Source organism: Pseudomonas sp. NY15437 (genome assembly GCF_048068435.1).
Classification (GTDB): domain Bacteria; phylum Pseudomonadota; class Gammaproteobacteria; order Pseudomonadales; family Pseudomonadaceae; genus Pseudomonas; species Pseudomonas nitroreducens_B.
Genome location: NZ_JBLUQC010000028.1, coordinates 1 through 21,426, shown reverse-complemented (window position 1 = coordinate 21,426; position 21,426 = coordinate 1). Strand labels below are relative to the sequence as shown.

19 protein-coding genes and 5 pseudogenes are annotated in these 21,426 nt (G+C 60.9%); 15 read left to right on the top strand and 9 right to left on the bottom strand.

Annotation, left to right across the window (positions count from 1 at the left end):
* Positions 1–115: 115 nt before the first annotated feature.
* The 4 genes and pseudogenes from tnpC (ACNFIA_RS31635) to ACNFIA_RS31620 form a co-directional block, all read right to left on the bottom strand.
* Positions 116–1,603: pseudogene (gene tnpC / locus ACNFIA_RS31635) on the bottom strand (IS66 family transposase); the annotation flags it as partial.
* A 19-nt stretch (positions 1,604–1,622) separates the two neighbouring features.
* On the bottom strand, positions 1,623–1,982 hold the full coding sequence (gene tnpB, locus ACNFIA_RS31630) for an IS66 family insertion sequence element accessory protein TnpB (protein ID WP_416790950.1): 360 nt from the start codon (positions 1,980–1,982) through the stop codon (positions 1,623–1,625).
* Positions 1,983–2,258: 276 nt separating this feature from the next.
* Complete coding sequence (locus ACNFIA_RS31625; RefSeq protein WP_416790949.1) at positions 2,259–3,161, bottom strand: LysR family transcriptional regulator; 903 nt, start codon at positions 3,159–3,161, stop codon at positions 2,259–2,261.
* 46 nt (positions 3,162–3,207) lie between these two features.
* Positions 3,208–3,450 carry a hypothetical protein gene (locus ACNFIA_RS31620; protein WP_416790953.1) on the bottom strand — a complete coding sequence of 81 codons (243 nt, stop codon included), beginning with the start codon at positions 3,448–3,450 and terminating at the stop codon, positions 3,208–3,210.
* Between ACNFIA_RS31620 and ACNFIA_RS31615 the strand changes: the two are divergent.
* From ACNFIA_RS31615 to istA, 12 genes and pseudogenes are all read left to right on the top strand, one after another.
* Positions 3,424–3,608: pseudogene (locus ACNFIA_RS31615) on the top strand (phenol hydroxylase); the annotation flags it as partial. The gene ACNFIA_RS31620 and the pseudogene ACNFIA_RS31615 sit on opposite strands and share 27 nt — an antisense overlap.
* A gap of 10 nt (positions 3,609–3,618) precedes the next feature.
* Positions 3,619–3,981 carry a 2Fe-2S iron-sulfur cluster-binding protein gene (locus ACNFIA_RS31610; protein ID WP_416790948.1) on the top strand — a complete coding sequence of 121 codons (363 nt, stop codon included), beginning with the start codon at positions 3,619–3,621 and terminating at the stop codon, positions 3,979–3,981.
* Positions 3,978–4,901 carry a catechol 2,3-dioxygenase gene (locus ACNFIA_RS31605; protein ID WP_416790947.1) on the top strand — a complete coding sequence of 308 codons (924 nt, stop codon included), beginning with the start codon at positions 3,978–3,980 and terminating at the stop codon, positions 4,899–4,901. Before ACNFIA_RS31610 ends, ACNFIA_RS31605 begins: the two co-directional genes overlap by 4 nt.
* Before the next feature lie 29 nt (positions 4,902–4,930).
* Entirely contained in the window at positions 4,931–6,391 is a 1,461-nt protein-coding gene (locus ACNFIA_RS31600; protein ID WP_416790946.1) for a 2-hydroxymuconic semialdehyde dehydrogenase, read from the top strand.
* Between the two features lie 11 nt (positions 6,392–6,402).
* Positions 6,403–7,251 carry an alpha/beta fold hydrolase gene (locus tag ACNFIA_RS31595; protein ID WP_416790945.1) on the top strand — a complete coding sequence of 283 codons (849 nt, stop codon included), beginning with the start codon at positions 6,403–6,405 and terminating at the stop codon, positions 7,249–7,251.
* Positions 7,252–7,261: 10 nt separating this feature from the next.
* Positions 7,262–8,047: a 2-oxopent-4-enoate hydratase gene (gene dmpE / locus ACNFIA_RS31590; protein WP_416790943.1), complete on the top strand. Its 786-nt coding sequence runs from the start codon at positions 7,262–7,264 to the stop codon at positions 8,045–8,047.
* Positions 8,048–8,073: 26 nt separating this feature from the next.
* On the top strand, positions 8,074–8,997 hold the full coding sequence (locus ACNFIA_RS31585; protein WP_416790942.1) for an acetaldehyde dehydrogenase (acetylating): 924 nt from the start codon (positions 8,074–8,076) through the stop codon (positions 8,995–8,997).
* Positions 8,998–9,009: 12 nt separating this feature from the next.
* Positions 9,010–10,050, top strand: coding sequence for a 4-hydroxy-2-oxovalerate aldolase (dmpG, locus tag ACNFIA_RS31580; RefSeq protein ID WP_416790941.1), 1,041 nt, complete (start codon positions 9,010–9,012; stop codon positions 10,048–10,050).
* On the top strand, positions 10,047–10,841 hold the full coding sequence (gene dmpH / locus ACNFIA_RS31575; protein ID WP_416790940.1) for a 2-oxo-3-hexenedioate decarboxylase: 795 nt from the start codon (positions 10,047–10,049) through the stop codon (positions 10,839–10,841). Before dmpG ends, dmpH begins: the two co-directional genes overlap by 4 nt.
* Before the next feature lie 6 nt (positions 10,842–10,847).
* Positions 10,848–11,084, top strand: coding sequence for a 2-hydroxymuconate tautomerase (locus ACNFIA_RS31570; RefSeq protein ID WP_416790951.1), 237 nt, complete (start codon positions 10,848–10,850; stop codon positions 11,082–11,084).
* 7 nt (positions 11,085–11,091) lie between these two features.
* Positions 11,092–11,544 (top strand): GlcG/HbpS family heme-binding protein, encoded by a 453-nt coding sequence (locus tag ACNFIA_RS31565; RefSeq protein ID WP_416790939.1) that lies wholly within the window; start codon positions 11,092–11,094, stop codon positions 11,542–11,544.
* Between the two features lie 140 nt (positions 11,545–11,684).
* Positions 11,685–12,290: pseudogene (gene istA / locus ACNFIA_RS31560) on the top strand (IS21 family transposase); the annotation flags it as partial.
* Here the strand turns inward: istA and ACNFIA_RS31555 are convergent.
* Positions 12,287–12,910 (bottom strand): annotated as a pseudogene (locus ACNFIA_RS31555) (IS21 family transposase); the annotation flags it as partial. The pseudogenes istA and ACNFIA_RS31555 sit on opposite strands and share 4 nt — an antisense overlap.
* Positions 12,911–13,046: 136 nt before the next feature.
* Positions 13,047–13,283: a hypothetical protein gene (locus ACNFIA_RS31550; protein WP_416790938.1), complete on the bottom strand. Its 237-nt coding sequence runs from the start codon at positions 13,281–13,283 to the stop codon at positions 13,047–13,049.
* Positions 13,284–13,392: 109 nt separating this feature from the next.
* Here ACNFIA_RS31550 and ACNFIA_RS31545 point away from each other — a divergent pair, with 109 nt between their 5' ends.
* Positions 13,393–13,524, top strand: coding sequence for a hypothetical protein (locus tag ACNFIA_RS31545; RefSeq protein ID WP_416790937.1), 132 nt, complete (start codon positions 13,393–13,395; stop codon positions 13,522–13,524).
* A 601-nt stretch (positions 13,525–14,125) separates the two neighbouring features.
* Here ACNFIA_RS31545 and tnpC (ACNFIA_RS31540) read toward each other — a convergent pair.
* The gene (gene tnpC / locus ACNFIA_RS31540; protein ID WP_416790936.1) at positions 14,126–14,515 is read right to left on the bottom strand and encodes a Tn3 family transposase post-transcriptional regulator TnpC; all 390 of its coding nucleotides are present in this window, start codon (positions 14,513–14,515) and stop codon (positions 14,126–14,128) included.
* Positions 14,512–17,526, bottom strand: a complete 3,015-nt coding sequence (locus ACNFIA_RS31535) for a Tn3 family transposase (RefSeq protein ID WP_416790934.1) — start codon at positions 17,524–17,526, stop codon at positions 14,512–14,514. Before ACNFIA_RS31535 ends, tnpC (ACNFIA_RS31540) begins: the two co-directional genes overlap by 4 nt.
* A 139-nt stretch (positions 17,527–17,665) precedes the next feature.
* Here ACNFIA_RS31535 and ACNFIA_RS31530 point away from each other — a divergent pair.
* Together ACNFIA_RS31530 and ACNFIA_RS31525 are read left to right on the top strand one after the other, a co-directional pair.
* Positions 17,666–17,899, top strand: a pseudogene (locus ACNFIA_RS31530) (helix-turn-helix domain-containing protein); the annotation flags it as partial.
* Positions 17,900–18,645: 746 nt separating this feature from the next.
* Entirely contained in the window at positions 18,646–20,217 is a 1,572-nt protein-coding gene (locus ACNFIA_RS31525) for a hypothetical protein (RefSeq protein WP_416790933.1), read from the top strand.
* A 93-nt stretch (positions 20,218–20,310) separates the two neighbouring features.
* On the opposite strand, the gene ACNFIA_RS31520 is transcribed toward ACNFIA_RS31525, so the two are convergent.
* Positions 20,311–21,243: a site-specific integrase gene (locus ACNFIA_RS31520; RefSeq protein WP_416790932.1), complete on the bottom strand. Its 933-nt coding sequence runs from the start codon at positions 21,241–21,243 to the stop codon at positions 20,311–20,313.
* Positions 21,244–21,426 lie beyond the last annotated feature (183 nt).

The following is a 21,426-nucleotide window of genomic DNA, read 5'->3' as shown; positions in this document are numbered from 1 at the left end:
ACCCTCGACCCTTTCGCTGGCACCGAAAGGCCGATGAAATCTTGGCGAGCGTCGGCCGGGCAGCCGAGGCGCTAGGCCGAAAAATATGAGTGTTATTTGTGAAACGCCACACTAGCGAGCAATTCCACGGCAGCAGCGCTTCGTAGTCCTCGACGCGGCCGGCGACCGGCAGGCGTTCGAGGATGTGGCGCAGCCAGGCTTAAGGTTCCCGCCCGTTGGCCTTGGCGGTTTCGATCAGGCTGTAAATCTGCGCGCTGGCGGTGGCGTCCTTGGGCGTGTCGCTGAACAGCCAGTTCTTGCGCCCGATGACAAAGGGGCGGATGGCGTTCTCGGTGCGGTTGTAGTCGATCGGCAGATGCCCGCCTTCGATGTAGCGCACCAGCTTGTTCCAGTTGCTGGCCAGGTAGTTCACCGCCTTGCCCAGAGCCGTCTGCCCGGCGACCTGCGGCTGGGTCTTGTCCATCCAGGCCTTGAGCTGGTCGAGCAGTGGCTGGCTGCATTGCTCACGGGCATCCAGGCGTTCGCTGTCGTTGGCCTCTTTCAGGTCGCGCTCGATGCCGTAGAGCCTATTGATCAGGTTCAGCGCTATGTCGGCACGGCCGGTTTTGCCCTTGGGCTGCACCTTTTGCGCTTCGACGAACTTGCGCCGCGCATGCGCCCAGCAGCCCAGGCGTTCGATGCCCTCTTGCATATCCACGGCGTTGTAACCGGCGTAGTCGTCGGTCATCAGGTGGCCGCGTTAGCCGTCGAGCAGGCGCAGCGGCACCGTCTGCGCGCGGCTGGCGGTGTAGTCGAAGAGGATCACCGGCTTATCCGGTGGACCACCGCTTTGCACCCACATCCAGGATTGCGCGGTGGGATCACGTCCCGGCTCATGCAGCACCTGCAGGCGAGTCTCGTCGCAGTACAGCACCGGGTAGTCCAGCAGCTTGTCGCGCATGAGGTTGAGCAACGGTTGCAGCTGTTCACCGCTATGGATCACCCAGCGCGCCAACGTCTGGCGCGGGATCTCGACGCCGTGGCGGCTGAGCATCTTCTCGAAGCGATACAGCGGGATGCCGTCGGCGTACTTGGTGGTCAGCAGCATCGCCAGCACGCTGGGGCTGGCCAGGCTTTTCTCGATCAGATGCGCCGGTTTGTCGGCGGTGACCGGCGCGGCTTCGCAGGTCTTGCAGGCATAGGTCTTGCGCACGTGGCGGATGACTCGCACCTGCATCGGGATGATTTCCAGCTGTTGGCTGGTTTCCTCGCCAATGGCTTGCTTGCGACAACCGCAGGCGCAGGTCAGCTCGTGCTCGGGCATCTCATGGATGACTTCCACGCGCGGCAGATTGGTCGGCAGCGGCTTGCGCTTGCCGCGACGCTTGACGGGTGCGACGACTTCTTCAGCTTCGGCTGCACTCGATTCCGTAGCCACTTCCTCAACAAGCTCTTCCGCTTCATTGAACATGGCCAACTGCGGCGAATCGGCATCTTCGGGACTGCGTTCGGACTTTGGCGAGAACAGTTTGTGGCGCAGCAGGGCGAGCTTTTCCTGCAACTGCAGAACCAAAGCCTTGAGCAGGACGGGATCGTCGGGAAGGTTGTCGGTGCCAAATTTCATGGCGCCGGATTATACCGGCTCAGACCACGAAGCGCGGCGTCAGTACCTGGTGTGGGCGGTTACGCCACAGGTCGATGCCATCAAGCAGCCAGTTCAGTTCGTCGACCGTCAGCTCGATGGCCTCATTCCCGGCATCGGACTTGTTCTTGAAGCGCTCGGCTTCCAGGCGCTTGAGCCACAGGCAGAAGCCGTTGCGCTCCCAGTAGAGGATCTTGACTTGGCTGCGGGTGCGGTTGAGAAACACGAACAGCACCGGATTGAACACTTCCACTCTGATGTCCAGCTCGACCAAGGCGGCCAGGCCGTTGATGGATTTGCAGAAGTCGACGGGCTTGGGGTAGAGGTAGACCTTCTGCACCTTGGCGTCGGGACGCATCATGGCGGTGAACACCAGTGAGAAAAACGGGAGCTCAGCATCCAACGATATGTGGACTATGGGCAGGTGGGTTTTATGGAGCGGTTACCCACCAGGTTGGCCTCGGACACGATGCAGAGGGTGCGGCCGTTGTGGGGCCGGCGGATTTGGCACCCCGGCTAGACTGGGGTATCGCCCTGCGCCGGCTACATGAGCTGCCCCGATGCCAATCCGGGGTACAAGCTGATTGCGCAAGGCCGAAGGTCACTGCCGACCGTATTGACCGGGCAGGATTGTCACTCAATCCGAAAACAGCTCGAACATCAGTTGCCGCAACCAGTGGTTGCCCGGGTCTTTGTGGTATTTCGCGTGCCAGAACATGTTGATGGAGATTTCCGGAAGGGCCACGGGGATAGGCAGGGTAGTCAGGCCGAAGGGTTCCACGCAGCGTTCGGCGAAGCGCTCGGGCACGATGGCGAGCAGCTCGGTGCGCTGCAGGATATGGCTGACGGCAGTGAAATGCGGCACCTCCAGGCGAATTTTGCGCCGGATGCCGGCCAGCGCCATGAGGGCGTCCACTTCGCCGTGCCCGGTGTTGGAGGCGATCACACGCACGTGGTCATAGGCACAGAAGCGCTCCAAGATCAGGGGCTCGCGGGTGGCCGGATGGCCCTTGCGGCACAGGCACACGTAGCGGTTGCGGAGCAGCCGGCGCTGGAGGAACCCGGACTGCAGGTTGGGCAGCAGGCCCACGGCCAGGTCCACGTCGCCGTCCTGCAGAGCCCGCGCCAGGCTCGCCGAGCTGCTGTTCACGGTGGAGATCACGCAACGGGGAGCCTGGCGCGTGATCGCATCCATCAGCCGGGGCATGAAACAGATCTCACCGATGTCGGTCATGGCCAGGGTGAAGGTGCGCTCGCTGGTCAGCGGATCGAAGCGTTCCTGGTGATGCAGGGCTTCGCGCAGGGTGTGCAACGCTTGGGCGACGGGCTCGGCCAGCTGCGCAGCGTATGCCGTGGGCTCCATACCCTGGTAAGTGCGCACGAAGAGGTCGTCCTGCAGCGCGGTGCGCAGGCGCTTCAGGGCGTTGCTCGCGGCAGGCTGGGTCAGGCCCAGGCTCTCCGCGGCGGTGGAGACGCGTCGATCCACCAGCAACTGGTTGAACACCAGCAGCAGGTTCAAATCCAGGTCACGCAGTTCCATGGAGCCTCCCTCGGGTCATCGCCGACGCCCCGCCGGGCTGGCAGGATCATTCGCAATGATAATAGTTTGTATGGTTTGTGGTGTATTTATCAATAGCGATGACTTCGCCATGATCGTCGTAACCAAACAACAAAACCATGACGAGTATCAGCATGAACAACAACAAACCAGCCTTGGGCATCGGCATCATTGGCGGCGGTATTTCCGGTTCGGCCTGGCAGTGAATCTGTGCCGCCATTCCCATCTCCAGGTACAGCAGGCGCACTTCGACGGCCGCTTCAGCGACCACAAGGCCTACCTGTGCGGCCCGCCGCCGATGATCGACGCAGCCTCACTACCCTGATGCAGGGCCGGCTGTTCGAACGCGACATCTTCATGGAGCGCTTCCTCACCGCCGCCGACGGCGCCGGCGAGTGCACCCGCTCGGCCCTGTCCAAGAAGATCTGAGGTGCCTGTCATGGGCCAGCGTTATCGCATCACCGAAACCGCCAGCGGCGCGAGCTTCTTCTGCGAGGAAGGCCAGAGCGTGCTGCAGGCCATGGAAACCCACAACCTCGGCTGCGTGAAGGTCGGCTGCCGCGGCGGCGGCTGCGGCCTGTGCCGGGTGCAGGTGCACAGCGGCCGCTACGAGTGCGGGCGCATGAGCATCCGCCACGTCGATCCCCAGGCCCGCGAGCTGGGCCTGGCGCTGGCCTGCCGGCTGATGCCGCACAGCGACCTGGACATCGAGTTCCTCGGCCTGACCGATTCCCAGGAGCCGGTCCCGGCGCCTGCTCTCCCCGTCATGACCCAACAACAAAGACAAGAGGTATCGAAATGAAAAAAGGTGTAATGCGCCCCGGGCACATTCAACTGCGCGTGCTGGACATGGCCAAGGCCCTCGAGCACTACGTCGAGCTGCTCGGCCTGATCGAGGTCGACCGCGACGACAAGGGCCGCGTCTACCTGAAGGGCTGGACCGAGGTCGACAAGTTCTCCGTGGTGCTGCGCGAGGCCGATGAGGCCGGCATGGACTTCATGGCCTTCAAGGTGCTCGACGACGCCACCCTCGGCCGCCTGACCGAGGCGCTGGTGGCCTTCGGCTGCGCGGTGGAAAGCATCCCGGCCGGCGAACTCAAGGACTGCGGCCGGCGCATCCGCTTCAGCGCACCGTCCGGCCACTGCTTCGAGCTGTTCGCCGAGAAGCAGCAGACCGGCAAGTGGGGCATCGCCGAGATCAACCCGGAAGCCTGGCCGCGCGGCCTCAAGGGCATGAAGGCGACCCGCTTCGACCACGCCCTGCTGTACGGCGACGAGCTGCCGGAAACCCTGCGCCTGTTCCGCGAGGTGCTCGGCTTCGACCTGGCCGAGCAGGTGCTCGATCCCGAGGGCAACCGCGTCGCCCAGTTCCTCACCTGCAGCATGAAGGCCCACGACGTGGCGTTCATCCAGCATCCCGAGCAGGGCAAGCTGCACCACGCCTCGTTCTTCCTCGAGACCTGGAACGACGTGCTGCGCGCCGCCGACCTGATCAGCATGACCGACACCTCGATCGACATCGGCCCGACCCGTCATGGTTTGACTCACGGCCAAACCATTTACTTCTTCGATCCTTCCGGCAACCGCAACGAGGTGTTCTGCGGCGGCGATTACCACTACCCGGACCAGCCCACCGTGACCTGGACCACCGACCAGCTGGGCAAGGCGATCTTCTACCACGACCGCCAGCTCAACGAGCGCTTCTTCACCGCGCTGACCTGACCCGAATCGCCTGGAACACGAGCGTGCACATGAAAGAGATCAAACACTTCATCAACGGACAGTACGTCGGCTCGGCCAGCGGCAAGCTGTTCGACAACGTCAACCCGGTCAACGGCCAGCTGATCGCCAAGGTCCACGAGGCCGGCGAAACCGAGGTAGACGCCGCGGTCAAGGCCGCGCGCGCGGCGCTCAAGGGCCCCTGGGGCAGGATGACCGTGGCCGAGCGCACCGAGATCCTGCATCGCGTGGCCGACGGTATCACGGCGCGCTTCGACGAGTTCCTCGAGGCCGAATGCCAGGACACCGGCAAGCCGAAGTCGCTGGCCAGCCACATCGACATCCCGCGCGGCGCGGCCAACTTCAAGGTCTTCGCCGACCTGGTGAAGAACGTGCCCACCGAGGCCTTCGAGATGGCCACCCCGGACGGCACCGGCGCGCTCAACTACGGCGTTCGCCGTCCCAAGGGCGTGATCGGTGTGATCAGCCCGTGGAACCTGCCGCTGCTGCTGATGACCTGGAAGGTCGGCCCGGCGCTGGCCTGCGGCAACACCGTGGTGGTCAAGCCGTCCGAGGAAACCCCGACCACCACCGCCCTGCTCGGCGAGGTGATGAACGCCGCCGGCGTGCCGCCGGGCGTGTACAACGTGGTGCACGGATTCGGCGGCAACTCGGCCGGTGCCTTCCTCACCGCCCATCCGGACGTTGACGCCATCACCTTCACCGGCGAGACCGGTACCGGCGAGACCATCATGCGCGCCGCTGCCAAGGGCGTGCGCCAGGTGTCGCTGGAGCTGGGCGGCAAGAACGCCGGCATCGTGTTCGCCGACTGTGACATGGACAAGGCCATCGAGGGCACCCTGCGCTCGGCCTTCGCCAACTGCGGCCAGGTCTGCCTGGGCACCGAGCGGGTCTATGTCGAGCGGCCGATCTTCGACGAGTTCGTCGCCCGCCTGAAGGCCGGCGCCGAGGCGCTGAAGATCGGCGAGCCGAACGACCCGACCGCCAACTTCGGCTCGCTGGTCAGCCACAAGCACCGCGAGAAGGTCTTGAGCTACTACCAGAAGGCCAAGGACGAGGGCGCCACCGTGGTCACCGGCGGCGGCGTGCCGGACATGCCGGCACACCTGGCCGGCGGCGCTTGGGTGCAGCCGACCATCTGGACCGGCTTGCCGGACGATTCGGCGGTGGTCACCGAGGAAATCTTCGGCCCCTGCTGCCACATCCGCCCGTTCGACACGGAAGAGGAAGCCATCGAGCTGGCCAACAGCCTGCCCTACGGCCTGGCCTCGGCGATCTGGACCGAGAACGCCTCGCGCGCGCACCGCGTCGCCGGGCAGATCGAGGTCGGCATCGTCTGGGTCAACAGCTGGTTCCTGCGCGACCTGCGCACCGCCTTCGGCGGCGCCAAGCAGTCGGGCATCGGTCGCGAAGGCGGGGTGCACTCGCTGGAGTTCTACACCGAGCTGAAGAACATCTGCGTGAAGCTCTGAGGACTTAGGCCATGAACGCACCCGAGCAGAGTCCGGAAATCGGCCGCGAGATCCTCGCCGCCGGCTACCGCACCAACCTGCATGACCAGGGCCAGGGCTTCCCGGTCATGCTGATCCACGGCTCAGGCCCCGGCGTCACTGCCTGGGCCAACTGGCGCGGGATCATCCCGCAGCTGGCGCAGACGCGCCGGGTGGTTGCCCCGGACATGCTTGGCTTCGGCTACAGCGAACGCCCGGCCGACCAGCAGTACAGCCAGGCACGCTGGGTCGAGCATGCCATCGGCGTGCTGGATGCCCTCGGCATCGCCCAGGCCGACATCGTCGGCAACTCGTTCGGCGGCGGCCTGGCACTGGCCCTGGCCATCCGTCACCCCGAGCGCGTGCGCCGGCTGGTGCTGATGGGCAGCGTTGGCGTGTCCTTCCCGATCACCGAAGGGCTGGAGACAGCCTGGGGCTATACACCATCGCTGGCCAACATGCGCCAGCTGCTCGACCTGTTCGCTTACGACCGCACCCTGGTCAACGACGAGCTGGCCGAGCTGCGCTACCAGGCCAGCATCCGCCCGGGCTTCCAGGAGTCCTTCGCCGCGATGTTCCCGCCGCCGCGGCAGCGCGGCATCGAGGACCTGGCCAGCCGCGAGGCGGACATCCGCGCCCTGCCCCACGAGACGCTGGTGATCCACGGCCGCGAGGACCGGATCATCCCGCTCGAGGCCTCGCTGACCCTGGCCCGGTGGATCGAGAACGCCCAACTGCACGTGTTCGGCCATTGCGGCCACTGGACCCAGATCGAACACGCCGACCGTTTCGCCCGCCTGGTCGAGGACTTCCTCGCCGAGGCGGACCGCACCCCATCCTGAGAGAACCATCATGGACAAGGCATTGATCAACCAGCTCGGCGACGAGCTCTACCAGGCGATGGTCCAGCGCGAAACCATCACGCCGCTGACCAGCCGCGGCTTCGACATTACCGTCGAGGACGCCTACCACATCTCCCTGCGCATGCTGGAACGGCGCCTCGCCGCTGGCGAGCGCGTGATCGGCAAGAAGATCGGCGTCACCAGCAAGGCCGTGCAGAACATGCTCGGCGTGCACCAGCCGGACTTCGGTTACCTCACCGACGCGATGGTCTACAACAGCGGCGAGGCGATGCCGATCAGCGAGAAACTGATCCAGCCACGCGCCGAGGGCGAGATCGCCTTCATCCTCAAGAAGGACTTGATGGGTCCGGGCGTGACCAACGCCGACGTGCTGGCCGCCACCGAATGCGTGATCCCCTGCTTCGAAGTGGTCGATTCGCGCATCCAGGACTGGAAGATCAAGATCCAGGACACCGTCGCGGACAACGCCTCCTGCGGGCTGTTCGTGCTCGGCGACCAGGCCGTCTCACCGCGGCAGGTCGATCTGGTCACCTGCGGCATGGTGGTGGAGAAGAACGGCCAGCTGCTCTCCACCGGCGCTGGCGCCGCTGCGCTGGGTACGCCGGTCAACTGCGTGGCCTGGCTGGCCAACACCCTCGGCCACTTCGGCATCGGCCTGAAGGCCGGCGAAGTGATTCTGTCCGGCTCGCAGGTTCCGCTGGAACCGGTCAAGGCTGGTGATTTCATGCGCGTCGATATCGGCGGCATCGGCAGCGCCAGCGTGCGCTTCATCTGATTAGAACGAGAACAGGGGAAACACCCATGAGCAAGAAACTCAAGGCGGCGATTATCGGCCCGGGCAACATCGGCACGGACCTGGTGATGAAGATGCTGCGTTCCGACTGGATCGAGCCGGTGTGGATGGTCGGCATCGACCCCGAGTCCGATGGCTTGAAGCGCGCCCGCGAGTTCGGCCTGAAGACCACCGCAGAAGGCGTCGACGGCCTGCTGCCGCACGTACTCGACGACGACATCCGTATCGCCTTCGACGCCACCAGCGCCTACGTGCACGCCGAGAACAGCCGCAAGCTCAACGAGCTGGGCGTGCTGATGGTCGACCTGACCCCGGCGGCCATCGGCCCCTACTGCGTGCCGCCGGTCAACCTCAAGCAGCACGTCGGCACCCTGGAGATGAACGTCAACATGGTCACCTGCGGCGGCCAGGCCACCATCCCCATGGTCGCCGCGGTATCGCGCGTGCAGCCGGTGGCCTACGCCGAGATCGTCGCCACCGTGTCCTCGCGCTCCATCGGCCCGGGCACGCGCAAGAACATCGACGAGTTCACCCGCACCACCGCCGGCGCCATCGAGAAGGTCGGCGGGGCGAAGGAAGGCAAGGCGATCATCGTGGTCAACCCGGCCGAGCCGCCGCTGATGATGCGCGACACCATCCACTGCCTGACCGAAGGCGAGCCGGACCAGGACGCCATCACCGAGTCGGTGCAGGCGATGATTCGCGAGGTGCAGCAGTACGTGCCCGGCTACCGGCTGAAGAACGGCCCGGTGTTCGACGGCAACCGAGTGTCGATCTTCATGGAGGTCGAGGGCCTGGGCGACTACCTGCCCAAGTACGCCGGCAACCTGGACATCATGACCGCCGCTGCGCTGCGCACCGGCGAGCTGTTCGCCGAGGAAATCGCCGCCGGCACCATTCAACTGCCAGCGCGCGAAGCGGCACTGGCCTAAGGGAGACGCACCATGAATCTGACTGGCAAGAAAGTCACCCTGCACGACATGAGCCTGCGCGACGGCATGCACGCCAAGCGCCACCAGATCAGCCTCGAGCAGATGGTCGCGGTGGCCACCGGCCTCGACGCCGCCGGCATGCCGCTGATCGAGATCACCCATGGCGACGGCCTCGGCGGCCGTTCGATCAACTACGGTTTCCCGGCGCACAGCGACGAGGAGTACCTGCGCACGGTGATCCCCAAGCTTAAGCAGGCCAAGGTCTCCGCGCTGCTGCTGCCGGGCATCGGCACCGTCGACCACCTGAAGATGGCACTCGATTGCGGCGTCTCGACCATCCGTGTGGCGACCCACTGCACCGAGGCCGACGTGTCGGAGCAGCACATCGGCATGGCGCGCAAGCTGGGCGCCGACACCGTGGGCTTCCTGATGATGGCGCACATGATCAGCGCGGAAAAAGTGCTGGAGCAGGCCCGGCTGATGGAGAGCTACGGCGCCAACTGCATCTACTGCACCGATTCTGCCGGCTACATGCTGCCCGACGAGGTCAGCGAGAAGATCGGCCTGCTGCGCGCCGAACTCAGCCCGGCCACCGAGATCGGCTTCCACGGCCACCACAACATGGGCATGGCCATCGCCAACTCGCTGGCCGCCATCGAGGCCGGCGCCTCGCGCATCGACGGCTCGGTCGCCGGCCTCGGCGCCGGTGCCGGCAACACCCCGCTGGAAGTCTTCGTCGCGGTGTGCAAGCGCATGGGCGTGGAGACCGGCATCGACCTGTACCGGATCATGGACGTGGCCGAGGACATCGTCGTGCCGATGATGGACCAACCGATCCGCGTCGACCGCGATGCGCTGACCCTGGGTTATGCCGGGGTGTACAGCTCGTTCCTGCTGTTCGCCCAGCGCGCCGAGAAGAAGTACGGCGTGCCGGCGCGCGACATCCTCGTTGAGCTCGGCCGCCGCGGCACCGTCGGTGGCCAGGAAGACATGATCGAAGACCTCGCCCTAGACATGTCCCGGGCCCGCCAGAACCAGAAGGTGAGCGCATGAACCGTACCATGACCCGCGAGCAGGTGCTGGCCCTGGCCGAGCACGTGGAAAACGCCGAACTGCAAGCGCATGACATCCACAAGGTCACCAACGACTACCCCGAGATGACCTTCGCCGATGCCTACGACATCCAGTGGGAGATCCGCCGGCGCAAGGAAGCGCGCGGCAACAAGATCGTCGGCCTGAAGATGGGCCTGACCTCCTGGGCGAAGATGGCGCAGATGGGCGTCGAGACGCCGATCTACGGCTTCCTCGCCGACTACTTCAGCGTGCCGGACGGCGGCACGGTGAACTGCGCCGAGCTGATCCACCCGAAGATCGAGGCCGAGATCTCGGTGGTCACCAAGGCGCCGCTGCAGGGCCCGGGCTGCCACATCGGCGACGTGATCGCGGCGATCGACTACGTGATCCCCACCGTCGAGGTGATCGATTCGCGCTACGAGAACTTCAAGTTCGACCTGATCAGCGTTGTGGCCGACAACGCCTCCTCGATCCGCTTCATCACCGGCGGCCAGATGGCCAGCCTCGAGGATGTCGACCTGCGCACCCTCGGCGTGGTGATGGAGAAGAACGGCGAGGTGGTGGAAGTCGGCGCCGGCGCCGCGGTGCTCGGCCACCCGCTGTCCAGCGTGGCGATGCTGGCCAACCTGCTGGCCGAGCGCGGCGAGCACATCCCGGCCGGCACCTTCATCATGACCGGCGGCATCACTGCCGCCGTGGCGGTGGCGCCGGGCGACAACATCTGCGTGCGCTACCAGGGGCTGGGCAGCGTCTCCGCACGCTTCGTCTAACAGGCTATACCGACGGCCGGCGCGAGCCGGCCCTTTTCCAAGGAGGCAGCGATGCCCATTGCGCAGATTCATATCCTCGAAGGCCGCAGCGACGAGCATAAGGAGGCGCTGATCCGCGAGGTCAGCGAGGCCATCGCGCGTTCACTGGACGCGCCGTTGGCCAGCGTGCGGGTGATCATCACCGAGATGTCCAAGGGCCACTTCGGCATCGGTGGCGAGCCGGCCAGCAAGGTCAGGCGCTGAAGTGGAGATGCCCGTCACGACGCTGCGGGTCGACGCACCCGACCTGCACTGGCAGGCCGCCCAGCGCGCGGTCGCGGCCGCGGTGGCCCATGCCTGCGCGCTGGGCATCCGCATCCATGTGGCGGTGGTCGACCGCGCCGGGCACACCCTGGCCTACCTGCGCATGAATGGCGCCTTCCTGCATTCCGAAGGCATCGCCGTGGACAAGGCCTACACCGCGGCGAGCTTCGGCTTCCCGACCCGCGACTGGCTCGAGGTGCTCGGCGACAACCCTCGGCTCAGGCTCGGCCTGCCGGCGCGCGAGCGCCTGGTGGTGTTCGGTGGCGGCCTGCCGATCCTGCTCGACGGCCACTGCCTGGGCGGCATCGGCGTCTCCGGCGGTAGCGAAGAGCAGGACGAGGCCTGCGCCGAAGCGGGGCTGCGGGCGATGCGGGCCACAGCTCTGCGGATTCCACGCTGATTCGAACACTCATTCCACGCACATCCGGACATCGATTCCACGGCCATCCGGACACTTTTCTGGCAGGCAGCCGCGCAGGATTTCTTCACTACCATCGACCTCTTTTTCGAAGCAGAGAGGTCGTCGTGGAGCGTTTATCCATGCGTAAAATCCGAGAGATGCTGCGCCTCAAGTTCGACTGCGGCCTGTCCGTGCGCAAGATCGCCTGCGGCTTGGGCATTGGCCACAGCAGTGTCGGCGAATATCTCAACCGCTTTGCCGCCAGCAGCCTCACTTGGCCCTGTTCGTTGTCCGATGCCGAGCTGGAGCAGCAGCTGTTTCCGCCGGCCCCGGCGGTGCCCAGCGAGCAGCGGCCACTGCCCGGTTGGTCTTGGGTGCATGCCGAGCTGCGCCGCCCCGGCGTAACGCTCGCGCTACTCTGGCAGGAATACCGCCTGAGCCAGCCGCAGGGCTTTCAGTACAGCTGGTTCTGCGAGCATTACCGGGCCTGGCAGGGCCTGGACGTGGTGATGCGTCAGGAACACCGCGTCGGCGAGAAGCTGTTCGTCGATTACGCCGGGCAGACGGTGCCGGTGATCGACCGTCACAGCGGCGAGATCCGCCAGGCGCAGGTGTTCGTCGCGGTGCTCGGTGCCTCCAGCTACACCTTCGCCGAGGCCACTTGGTCGCAGCAGTTGCCGGATTGGCTGGGCTCCCATGCCCGCTGCTTCGCCTTCCTCGGCGGAGTGCCGGAGATGGTCGTGCCGCCAAAGTAGGTCAGCGTCTGGCCTAGCGAAGTCAGCCAGTCCACCTGGGTTTCGCCCGGCGTCACGCAGGCATAGGTGTAATTCGAGGCGCCCAGGGCCGCGACGAAGATATGCGCCCGGCGGACTTCGCCGCTGGCCGGATCGACCACCGGCAGCGTCGGGCCGGCATAGTCGATGAACAGCTTCTCGCCCGCCCGGTGCACCTGGCGCATCGAACGTTTGAGCGTCTGGGCGTAATGCCGGTAGTGCTCGACGAACTGGGTGTAGCGGTAGGTCGGCTGCCCGGCATGCGCAGCGAGATATTCCTCCCACAGCAGCTGCAAGGTCACCCCCTTGCGCCGCAGCTCGCGGTGGATGCTCAGCACATCGGGCAGCACCCGCTCACCGCGCGTTTTGCCCGCTGGCGTCGGCGCAAACAAGGCGGCAGCCAGTGCGACCTCATCCATGGCCGCCAACGCCGGCCAGTCCAGCCCGGCCACACGTGCCGCCGTGATGTATTTGCTGACCACGCCCTTGGACAGCTGCAAGGCGCGGGCGATCTTCTCGTGGGATAAACCGGCCTCGAGCTTGAGGCGCAGACATTCTTTGATGTTTCGCATGGCTACTCGCGGCGCCGCCATCCCTCGTCTCCCGAAATCGGGCGAGGGTGACGGTCGCGTCAGGTCATGCGCAACGAAGAGGAAGGCTTTCGCTAAGCCGTGACCGCCTGTTTCGGAACAGGTGGAAAATCGGTCACGTTGCAACCGAAATGAGCGGTCACGCATTAGCGAAATGACCGGTCACGATCAACCGAAACGGCCGGTCACGATGCTCCGAAATCCGCACATTGGCAACGACATTCTCCCTGAGAAGATAACGTGCGCCACATTCGCAGAGAAAAGGCTGTTTAGCGTTATAGAAACGATCCTGGGCTTCCCAACCATGCAGCCTCGGCTCCATGGATTTGCCGCACTTAGGGCAATAGGCAGGCTGGACATCCGAAAGGTAGAGCATAGCGTGAGTCCTTTTTCTGGAGCGGCGCTCCGTATTTGAGGGGCCGTACAATGCACGCTATTGTCATAACCCCGATTCACCGCTGTCCAGAAAAGGTACAAAGGTACAAATGTCCCTCTCGATTGATGCCACTTCCGCTGACCAAAACCAGTCAGGTTTGGCACGTCTCGATCCGGCATATGCCTTGGCAGCAAATCTCGCCGAGCGACATTTGCTGGGCTACCTGATGCTCAATGATTAGGCGTGACGTGTAGTGGCAAAAGTTATCGATCCAGGTGATTTCGAAGGGTATCCGCATTGCCGGATTTACCTGGCCATGGAAACGTTAGCCAGTCTCGGCGAAACATCGACATTGTAACGCTCTGTGAGTTGCTGGAGCCGGACGAACATTACCAGGCTGCAGGGGGCATTTAGTGGCTGGGGCAACTGGCCACTGAGACTCCGATTCGTTTCGACCAAGTGAGCGGCCTGGCCCGTCTACTTAGAGGTTTTGGTGTATTGCGCTCCAGCCTCAATGAGGCCTATCAGGGCCAGCGCAGGTTATCCAGCCTTCTGGATGCCAAGCTATTCGGGCTCTCGCACGGGAAGTCGTGGGTTGTTACCATCGAGGATACGATTAGGCAGGAGCAGCCATTTCCTCAGGCCTGGCTCGGGCAGCGCGTCTGCTATATCTACGATGAACCTGTTTCCGAACACACGCCTCAATGACCAGCACCATCGGCATGAGAATCTGCATACGTAGCTACTGAAGGAGCCCTTATTGCAGCGGGGCCGCGATGGTGACGTTGTAGGTTAAGTGAGCCCAATTTCAAGCTACGCCCTGGCCTTGAGACTGGAAACCCTCAGGTGCCTTCACTATCTGGCAAATCATTGACTCCATGTTCTGGAGCCAGATCGACCAACGGAGCGATCATAATCTGAGCAGTGCGAATCCAGGAACTCAACGTCTCAAGATCTAATAGCGCTGATTCGGCTACCTCCCAGACGGAGGATTCCTCGGTCGTAACTGGCGGTAGAGTGCCTTCGACCAACGCCTGGGCCATCGTATGCAGCTTCAGCAACTCGTCGCGTATAGCAATCATCCCACCCAGCTCAGCCAGACTAGTGTCGAGTCGATCGACCAAACCGAGTAGCTGTGACGTATCGAAGCTGCTGCGTAGCTTCTCCAATGCGGCGGCGTCCACCTCGCCGCACGGCGTAACGCGAAAGGATGCGGGAGGAATGTTGATCATGGGGCCATCTCGGTATCGGCCTGGCGGGTTGTGCTGACCCGCAGCGAGCCGGCGGCTTGTTGAAACACCGAATCCTTGATCCAAGGCTCCGGCGGCCGGTTGAGCTTGAGGTTGAACTCGCCGAAGCGCTTTACGTTGCTGGTGAGGTAGGGGCTGAGGAAGGACACGTCCTCATCGGTGAACTGCCAACCGTCGCGAGCCAACTTTTGCAGGATACGCATCATGTCCACGGTGTTCTGCAGGATCACCGACGAGGCCACCATGTCGTTGTAGCGCAGTCGTTTCTGTTGCTCATCGGGGTCGTTTTCGGCGATCACGTCACCACCGAACGACAGCCACTTCGAAAAGCCGTTGTAGGACTCGATTTTGTTGGTGTTGGCGGTGACTTCCTGACGCAGCTCGCGGCTACCGATCCAGTTGAGCAGGAAGATCGTGCGGATCACGCTGCCCAGCGCCTGAGCCGCATGATAGAGCTTGTTGCGCCGACTGTAGGAACCAAGCTTACGCAGCAGCATGGGCGAGGAAATCTTCCCGGCCTGGATCGACAACGCGACCTGCATCAGATCCTGCCAGTGGGTTTCGATCAGGTGCCAGTCGGCGGTGTCGGTGAAAAGACGGTTGATGTGTTTGTACGACACGCCGCGATCCGGCCGGCACATCACCAGGTCGCGCCAGTTGCGGATACGTGGCATCAGGTTGATGCCCAGCAGGTGAGTGAAGGCAAAGACTGTGGCCGATTGGCCCTGGGTGTCTGAGTACACCGTATCGGGTTCGACGCTGAGGCCAACCTTGAGCAGCCCCTCTATCACATAGATCGCCTCCCAAATACCTGGTGGAATGAAGTGCTGGAACACCGCGATATAGTTGTTGGCCACGTGTCGGTACGCCACGGCCCCCATCTTGCGGTAGCGGAAGTGGTAGCCTGCCAGCAGGTTGTCGTCATAGAAGTCGAACTGGGTACCGTCTGCGGCCACCGCTTTGCCGTCTCCCCACAGCTTGGGCAGATCCAGTTGCAGATAGAGTTCCACCAGTTCGCGATTAGCCTTGTCCAGCCTCTCCAACGAGAGGTGGCGGCGATTGGTATAGGACAGCATGTGAGGCGTGACATTACCGGCCAGATGCCGGGCAGCCTGATTGGGGCCGAGATTGCAGCCCATGGCGAAGATCGTCATCAGGTAGCGCTCGGCCGGCTCTTTGAGCTTTGGCTCGTTGCCGGACATCGGCCCGAAATGCCGAGTGAACTGAATCCAGTGCTCGATGTTGGCCATGATATCCAGCACGTGCCTGGCTGGCATGCGCTGCATAAGCGCCGTCTGTAGCGAGATGGCCGAGGGTGGGATGTCTCGTGCCATCACCCGCCGCAGTATCGGATCGCCGGCATCGTTGATCGACACATCCCCTCGGCAGGAGGGGAACTTGTCATCCAACTGTTGCGCAGTTTCCTCCAACTGGCTCTTGAGTGAGGCTACAAACTCCTTCGCGCTGGTAGGCAGGCCCACCTTCTCGCAGTATGCCGGTAGCCGCTGGAGACACTCTTCCCAGGGCAGCAACTGCTTGCGATAGTCGGCGAAGGATTCCGACCCTTGCACGCATAGATCACCCGAACGCAGTTCACTAGCCAGGTAGGAGAACACGCAGACTTCCAGATAACGTCGGTTGGTCGGCGGCCCTTCACTGGCAGGGCGACGCACGATCTTCACCCAGCGATCGGATGTAAACGACAAGTCGACGTGTTCGTCGATCCATTCACGGTGAAGGTTTTCACTGTCCTGGATGAGCTGAAGCGCCTGAATAAGCGAGCGATCCTGGGTGGTCGCCTCTAACTGGAGTAGGTGGCTGAGACGGAATAGCAGCGAGCGATGGGACTTGAAGTGCTTCCAGATCAGCGGCAGGTAGTTATTACCTCCAGTGGCCTGAACTTCGGCGCAAACCTCGCGCAACCGATCCAGGTTGCCAGCCGGAGAAAGGTATTCCCGAATCAGGCTGCCAGCCTCTTGGTCATCAGGCTCTTGAACCAGAATTTGCACCACGCCGTCCAAAGTGGCCGCCAGGTGCTCCAGCTTCTGACGTTGACGCGCCTGGATTTGCTCCAGTTCCTCCTTGGCGCGTTTGTGGATCGTAGAAATCCGGCGGATGAACATCTCAGCGAGGTGATCCCGTGTCCGCACGCGCATCCGGTAGATCAAGGCAAGCATCAGCGTGTAGCGCTTCGGCAGCGAACAGTCCTTCAGTTCGGCGACGTCCGACGCCCCAGCTTGGGCAGCAAAGTGGCGGATCTTGGTATCGACGACTCCCTCAAAAATGGCATCCAAATCCCCAAAGCTCTCTAGCCAAGCTAGATGATCGATCAGCACCTCCAAATGTTTTCGGGAGGGTTTCTTGGGTGCTTGCTTCAACGCGTTGAAGTCACTCTGCCGACGCCCAAAATCCGTGTCGAGCAGGTCCTTCAACTTGTTGATTACCTCGATTGGCGCTCTGGCTACCACAAGGTTGAAGATATGCTCCTGGGCATCTGCGCGAGCGGCCTCTGCCAGATCATTCAAGGTCGAATAGGCGGGTAGCTCGTAGTTCTGACGCAGCAGTTCGTCAATTACCGCATTAATGATGTCAGCGCGCTGTTCGAGAAGGGGAGCCATCAGCTGTGCATGCGCAGACGCAATGTCCGGACCATCTGAGCCGTAAAACGGCTGAACCCCAAGCCGCTTCCGCACTGCACTCATATGGCGGTAAAGCTGCATCCACTTGTAGGGTGATAACGCAACCTTGCTGCGCAGACCTATCTGTGTGCGGATGAAATCAACGACTGGCTCCGGTACCTCAGCGACTTCTGGAAAGTATCGGAGTACCTGAAAGGTCTTAAATAGAACGGCGAGATTCAGTCGGAATGCTGCATTGGAGCGACTTTTGACCCAAGTGACCTCTTCTTCGGAAAAGGTGAATTCACGCTGCAGCTCGGCCCTCGAATAGGCGCGCGACAAAACTGGGTAGGCGGTACGTTCGAGGGATGCCATGAACCACTCCTTTCCTGAATGCCAAGCGGAAAAGATAGACCACGGGTCAGCAGAGGCACTTGTTATACAAAAAATAATTCAAGAACAACTACTTACAGAACAAATGAATGAATTTCCCCCTTATCTCGGCTTAACCCCGATCCGCCTGGAGGATTTGCCACAGGAACTGCACGGTGACCTGCATCGTCGTGAGCAGCATGAGCATCCGTCCAGCCCGCAGCGACAGGCACTGCTGGACGCCCTGGTGTGTCACCGCTGGCTGCCGGCACCGGCCGCGGCGGCGCTGGGCATTTCCCGTGCGACCTTGTATCGGCGGGTCAAGCAATACGGCATCGAGATGCCCAGGGTGAAAACCGAAGTCGCCGGGAAGTGATGGCAGCGTCCTGCAGTGGACCGAGTTGAATTCCAGCGGAGTCGAATCCGCAGCATTCTCGGTTGAGGCGCGAAGCGGTTTTTTCCAGGCAGTGGGAAGCGCAAAGCGGCAGACTCGGCCCAGCCCGTCATATGGATAACTACGCATAATGTATATTATGTTAAATTACATAAATACCCCTGGCGGGTCGTCCAGGGCCACGTGCCGTTTGCCACTCCCCACCCCGTTGAAAACGTTGATGATTGAGCGGAGGATTTAGACGATTAACCGGAATCGATTCTGAATCAAAGGCTTATCTCTAGGTCTAGGTTGGATCTCGGGATGAATTTGGAGTGTGCCGATAGGTACTTTCGATGAATGACTGGAGTGAGGTAAGAGATAACTGCTTGAAAATTCGAGGCTTTCATCTGGAGCGTTCTACTGAGGCCTTGTTTGATAATTAGGTGGAATTCAGAAGCTTCCATCTCGCTTCTGCTCGGAAGATTTTGCATACACTTCAGACACTTAACTCGATGAAGTGCACGGCCCTTGCCCGCTTTGAATAAACCCTTTTTTGGCAGTTAAGTGGATTTCCGAAAGGCTTTAGGCGTTTGAGATTAATGAGCTTTGCATCTAGCATTGGCTAGGCTGAGGCGCAGCTACAGGAGCTGTAGTCGACTATGCCGTCTTTCTGCCCCTTCTTTGACTGTATTCCTCATGTGATGGCATTGGATGGCCATTCGCTTCGAGGGGAATACGAGTGCGTCATGGAATTCCTGAAGGCTACTCCGTCGCATCTAGATCCCTGGGGTAGCTATCTATTTCTGGCAAAGATCTGCCTTTCTCAAATTCGAGATGGAAAACCAAAAACCACCATTTCGGAATACTTGTCTTTGTCCAGAAAAATTTTGCTTTGGAGCTTTCTGATTCGTGAAAAGCCTATACGAGTGCTCTCTCCGAGTGATCTACAGGAGTTTTTAAGGTTTTGCCTAGACCCGCCCAAAGATTGGGTCTCTAAATCAAGAAATATTGCGAGATTCACCCGCAATGATGGGGCCCTATGTATTAATGAAAAGTGGCGGCCATTCATTGAGACTTCAGGGGTTCGATCTGAGAGGCATGTAATTTCGTTTTGCTGGGATTTAATCGGAATCTTGCATGGGCCAAGTCAGCGAGTAGACTTTAGATCGATTATTCGAGAGTTATCCTGCTCCCATCCTCTGACGCCTTCAGAAGTCCCAGGAGAGTGTCTGGATGGTTTGGCAGTTGATTTAATTGATTACTATGTAGGCAAGATAACTACTGATGGCAGTTGCAAATTTTCTCTGCTGGCTTTTTCAACTTGCTATTATTTTCGGATAAGTCTTTCTAAGCTTGCTAGTGATTTGGATCTTATTCGTCGCGGATATTTCGAGCGGATCCAGAGTGGAGGCTGGCAGCTTGTGTATTTAGATTTGCGCGGAGGGCTGGTTCGTCTTGAAGCGCCTGAGGCTTATATGGAATTGATTATCAGGTATCTTGATATCTCTGCAAAATCGGAGGTTGGTGTGCGGATCTATACTGAGCGGCTTCTTGTATCCCAGCGCATTATTAATCCGAAATTGAACACGCTTAGAGGATGGCTTAAACCACCTGAAGACTACCCTCTGGCAATTTCCCCTATGACTTTAATATCAAAGTCCATTCGCTTCAGTGGACCACCGCCAAAGGTTGATGATAAAAGAGTTCGTGCGCGCGTAATGCCTACTGGTAGCATAATTGAACGGTTTAAAAACTCCGAAAAAGCAGCCAGTGAAGATCCGTTCCCTATTTTCTTTATTGACTATAAGGGGAAGGGATTCGGAATAATGAAGGGGGCGATGAAAGAGATTATTTCCAGGTCAAAGACTGATCTGGAAGATATAAGTTTCCTCCTCGACCTACCTGTTCGACATAAAGAACGCGCGGAACGCAATGGTTTTAGGCCTCTTCGTGCAATTGAAAAACTAATTCTCTGGCAACTGCTTGTGTGCCGAAAAAGATTTCATGATCTTGACGAGAGTGATGTTATGGATTTCTTTCGGTTCTGTGTCTTTCCGCCGAGCAACTGGGTGACAGGTGATAGTCATAGGCGCACCATAAAAACTAAAAAAGGGAGTAGATACATTAGGGTCAACGTGGAATGGAAGCCATTTATAATTAAATCTGGGTCAATACGGAATGGAGAGATTGAAGCGAGGGAGTTACTGGACTCTTGCGTCGAAATGCTCAACGGAATTCCCAGGCGGGAGAACGAGGCCTTTGCCATTGTACTTGCGAGATTGAAATCTAAAAAATATGGCCGGTGGTTCGATAGATAAAGTCTTAAGCGCCCTCCCCGTGTCGTAGCTATCCATTCGCACGCTATCTCTAGATGCCTTTGTCCCATTGGCTGTGATGAGGGGATAAATACCTCAAGGCGCCATCTTGGTCAGTTGCTCCGAAAACATGCCTAAAGGCTCAACATATCGCAGCGCTGATTTGGGGTCTCGCCATCCTACGTAGCTCATCAGAGTCTTTTGATCCCAGCCATTTCTGGCGGCCCATGTCGCGAATCCACGTCTCAGCGAGTGACTACTGTACCGTTCTGGCGGAAGTCCGCAATTCATCAAAGCTGCGCGCAAGATGGGAATCACGCTGTTCGGATGAATCGAGGAGTCTTGGACGTGTCCCCAGCGGTCTATCCCTCGGAAGACGGGCCCGCTTTCTTTGCCAAGCTCATCGAGCCAATCCTGATAAGCCTGTACCGGACACAAGCGAGCCAGCGCCGGCGCATGGAAGGTCTGGCCGAGGTTTTGCCGGTCGGTCTTGCTCCACGGCAGATAGATCGTCATGCCTTTTCCGGGCGCCACTTCTATATATTCAATCTGCAGGCGGCACAGTTCGTCGCTTCGGAATGCGCGCCAGAAACCCATGAGAATCAAAGCCCGGTCACGCAGGCTGCGCCGGCGCCGAGGTATATCACCGGCCTGGTGAGCTTCCAATGCGACGTGCTCCAGATGCCGAACGCACAGTTCCAGCTCCTGAAGCTGCATGGGGTGCGCCTGTTTTTCTGGCCTCGGGTGCATGACGCGAATGCCCTTCAGCACCTTGCGCACAATCGGCGCCTTGGTCGGATCGGGAAATCCCTGGCTGAGGTGCCACTGCGCAAGTGCGGCCAACCTCGTCTTGAGCGTATTGGCACTGAGCACGCCCGCATGGTCAGCCAGGTAGCGCGCAATGGTGTCACTCGTGGCAGGCAAAAATCCTCCCCAGCTCACCTCGAAGTGCTCGATTGCCGCCTGGTAGCTTCGGCGTGTGTTGCTGCGTGTGGCTGCTGCTAGGTATCGCTCCACCTCTAGGCTCATGGTCGCCCTCCTCCACTATTCCGTACCGTCCCGATGTAGCTCTCGGCCCCGTTTTGGCAATCACACGTGATAAGTGAATCGCCCCGGCTTTCCTAGACACTTTCCAAGCTCTGGAAATAGCGTTTCTCAAACTCCACTGGCGATAGCTGCATAGCGCTGCTGTGCCGGCGTTTGGGGTTATAA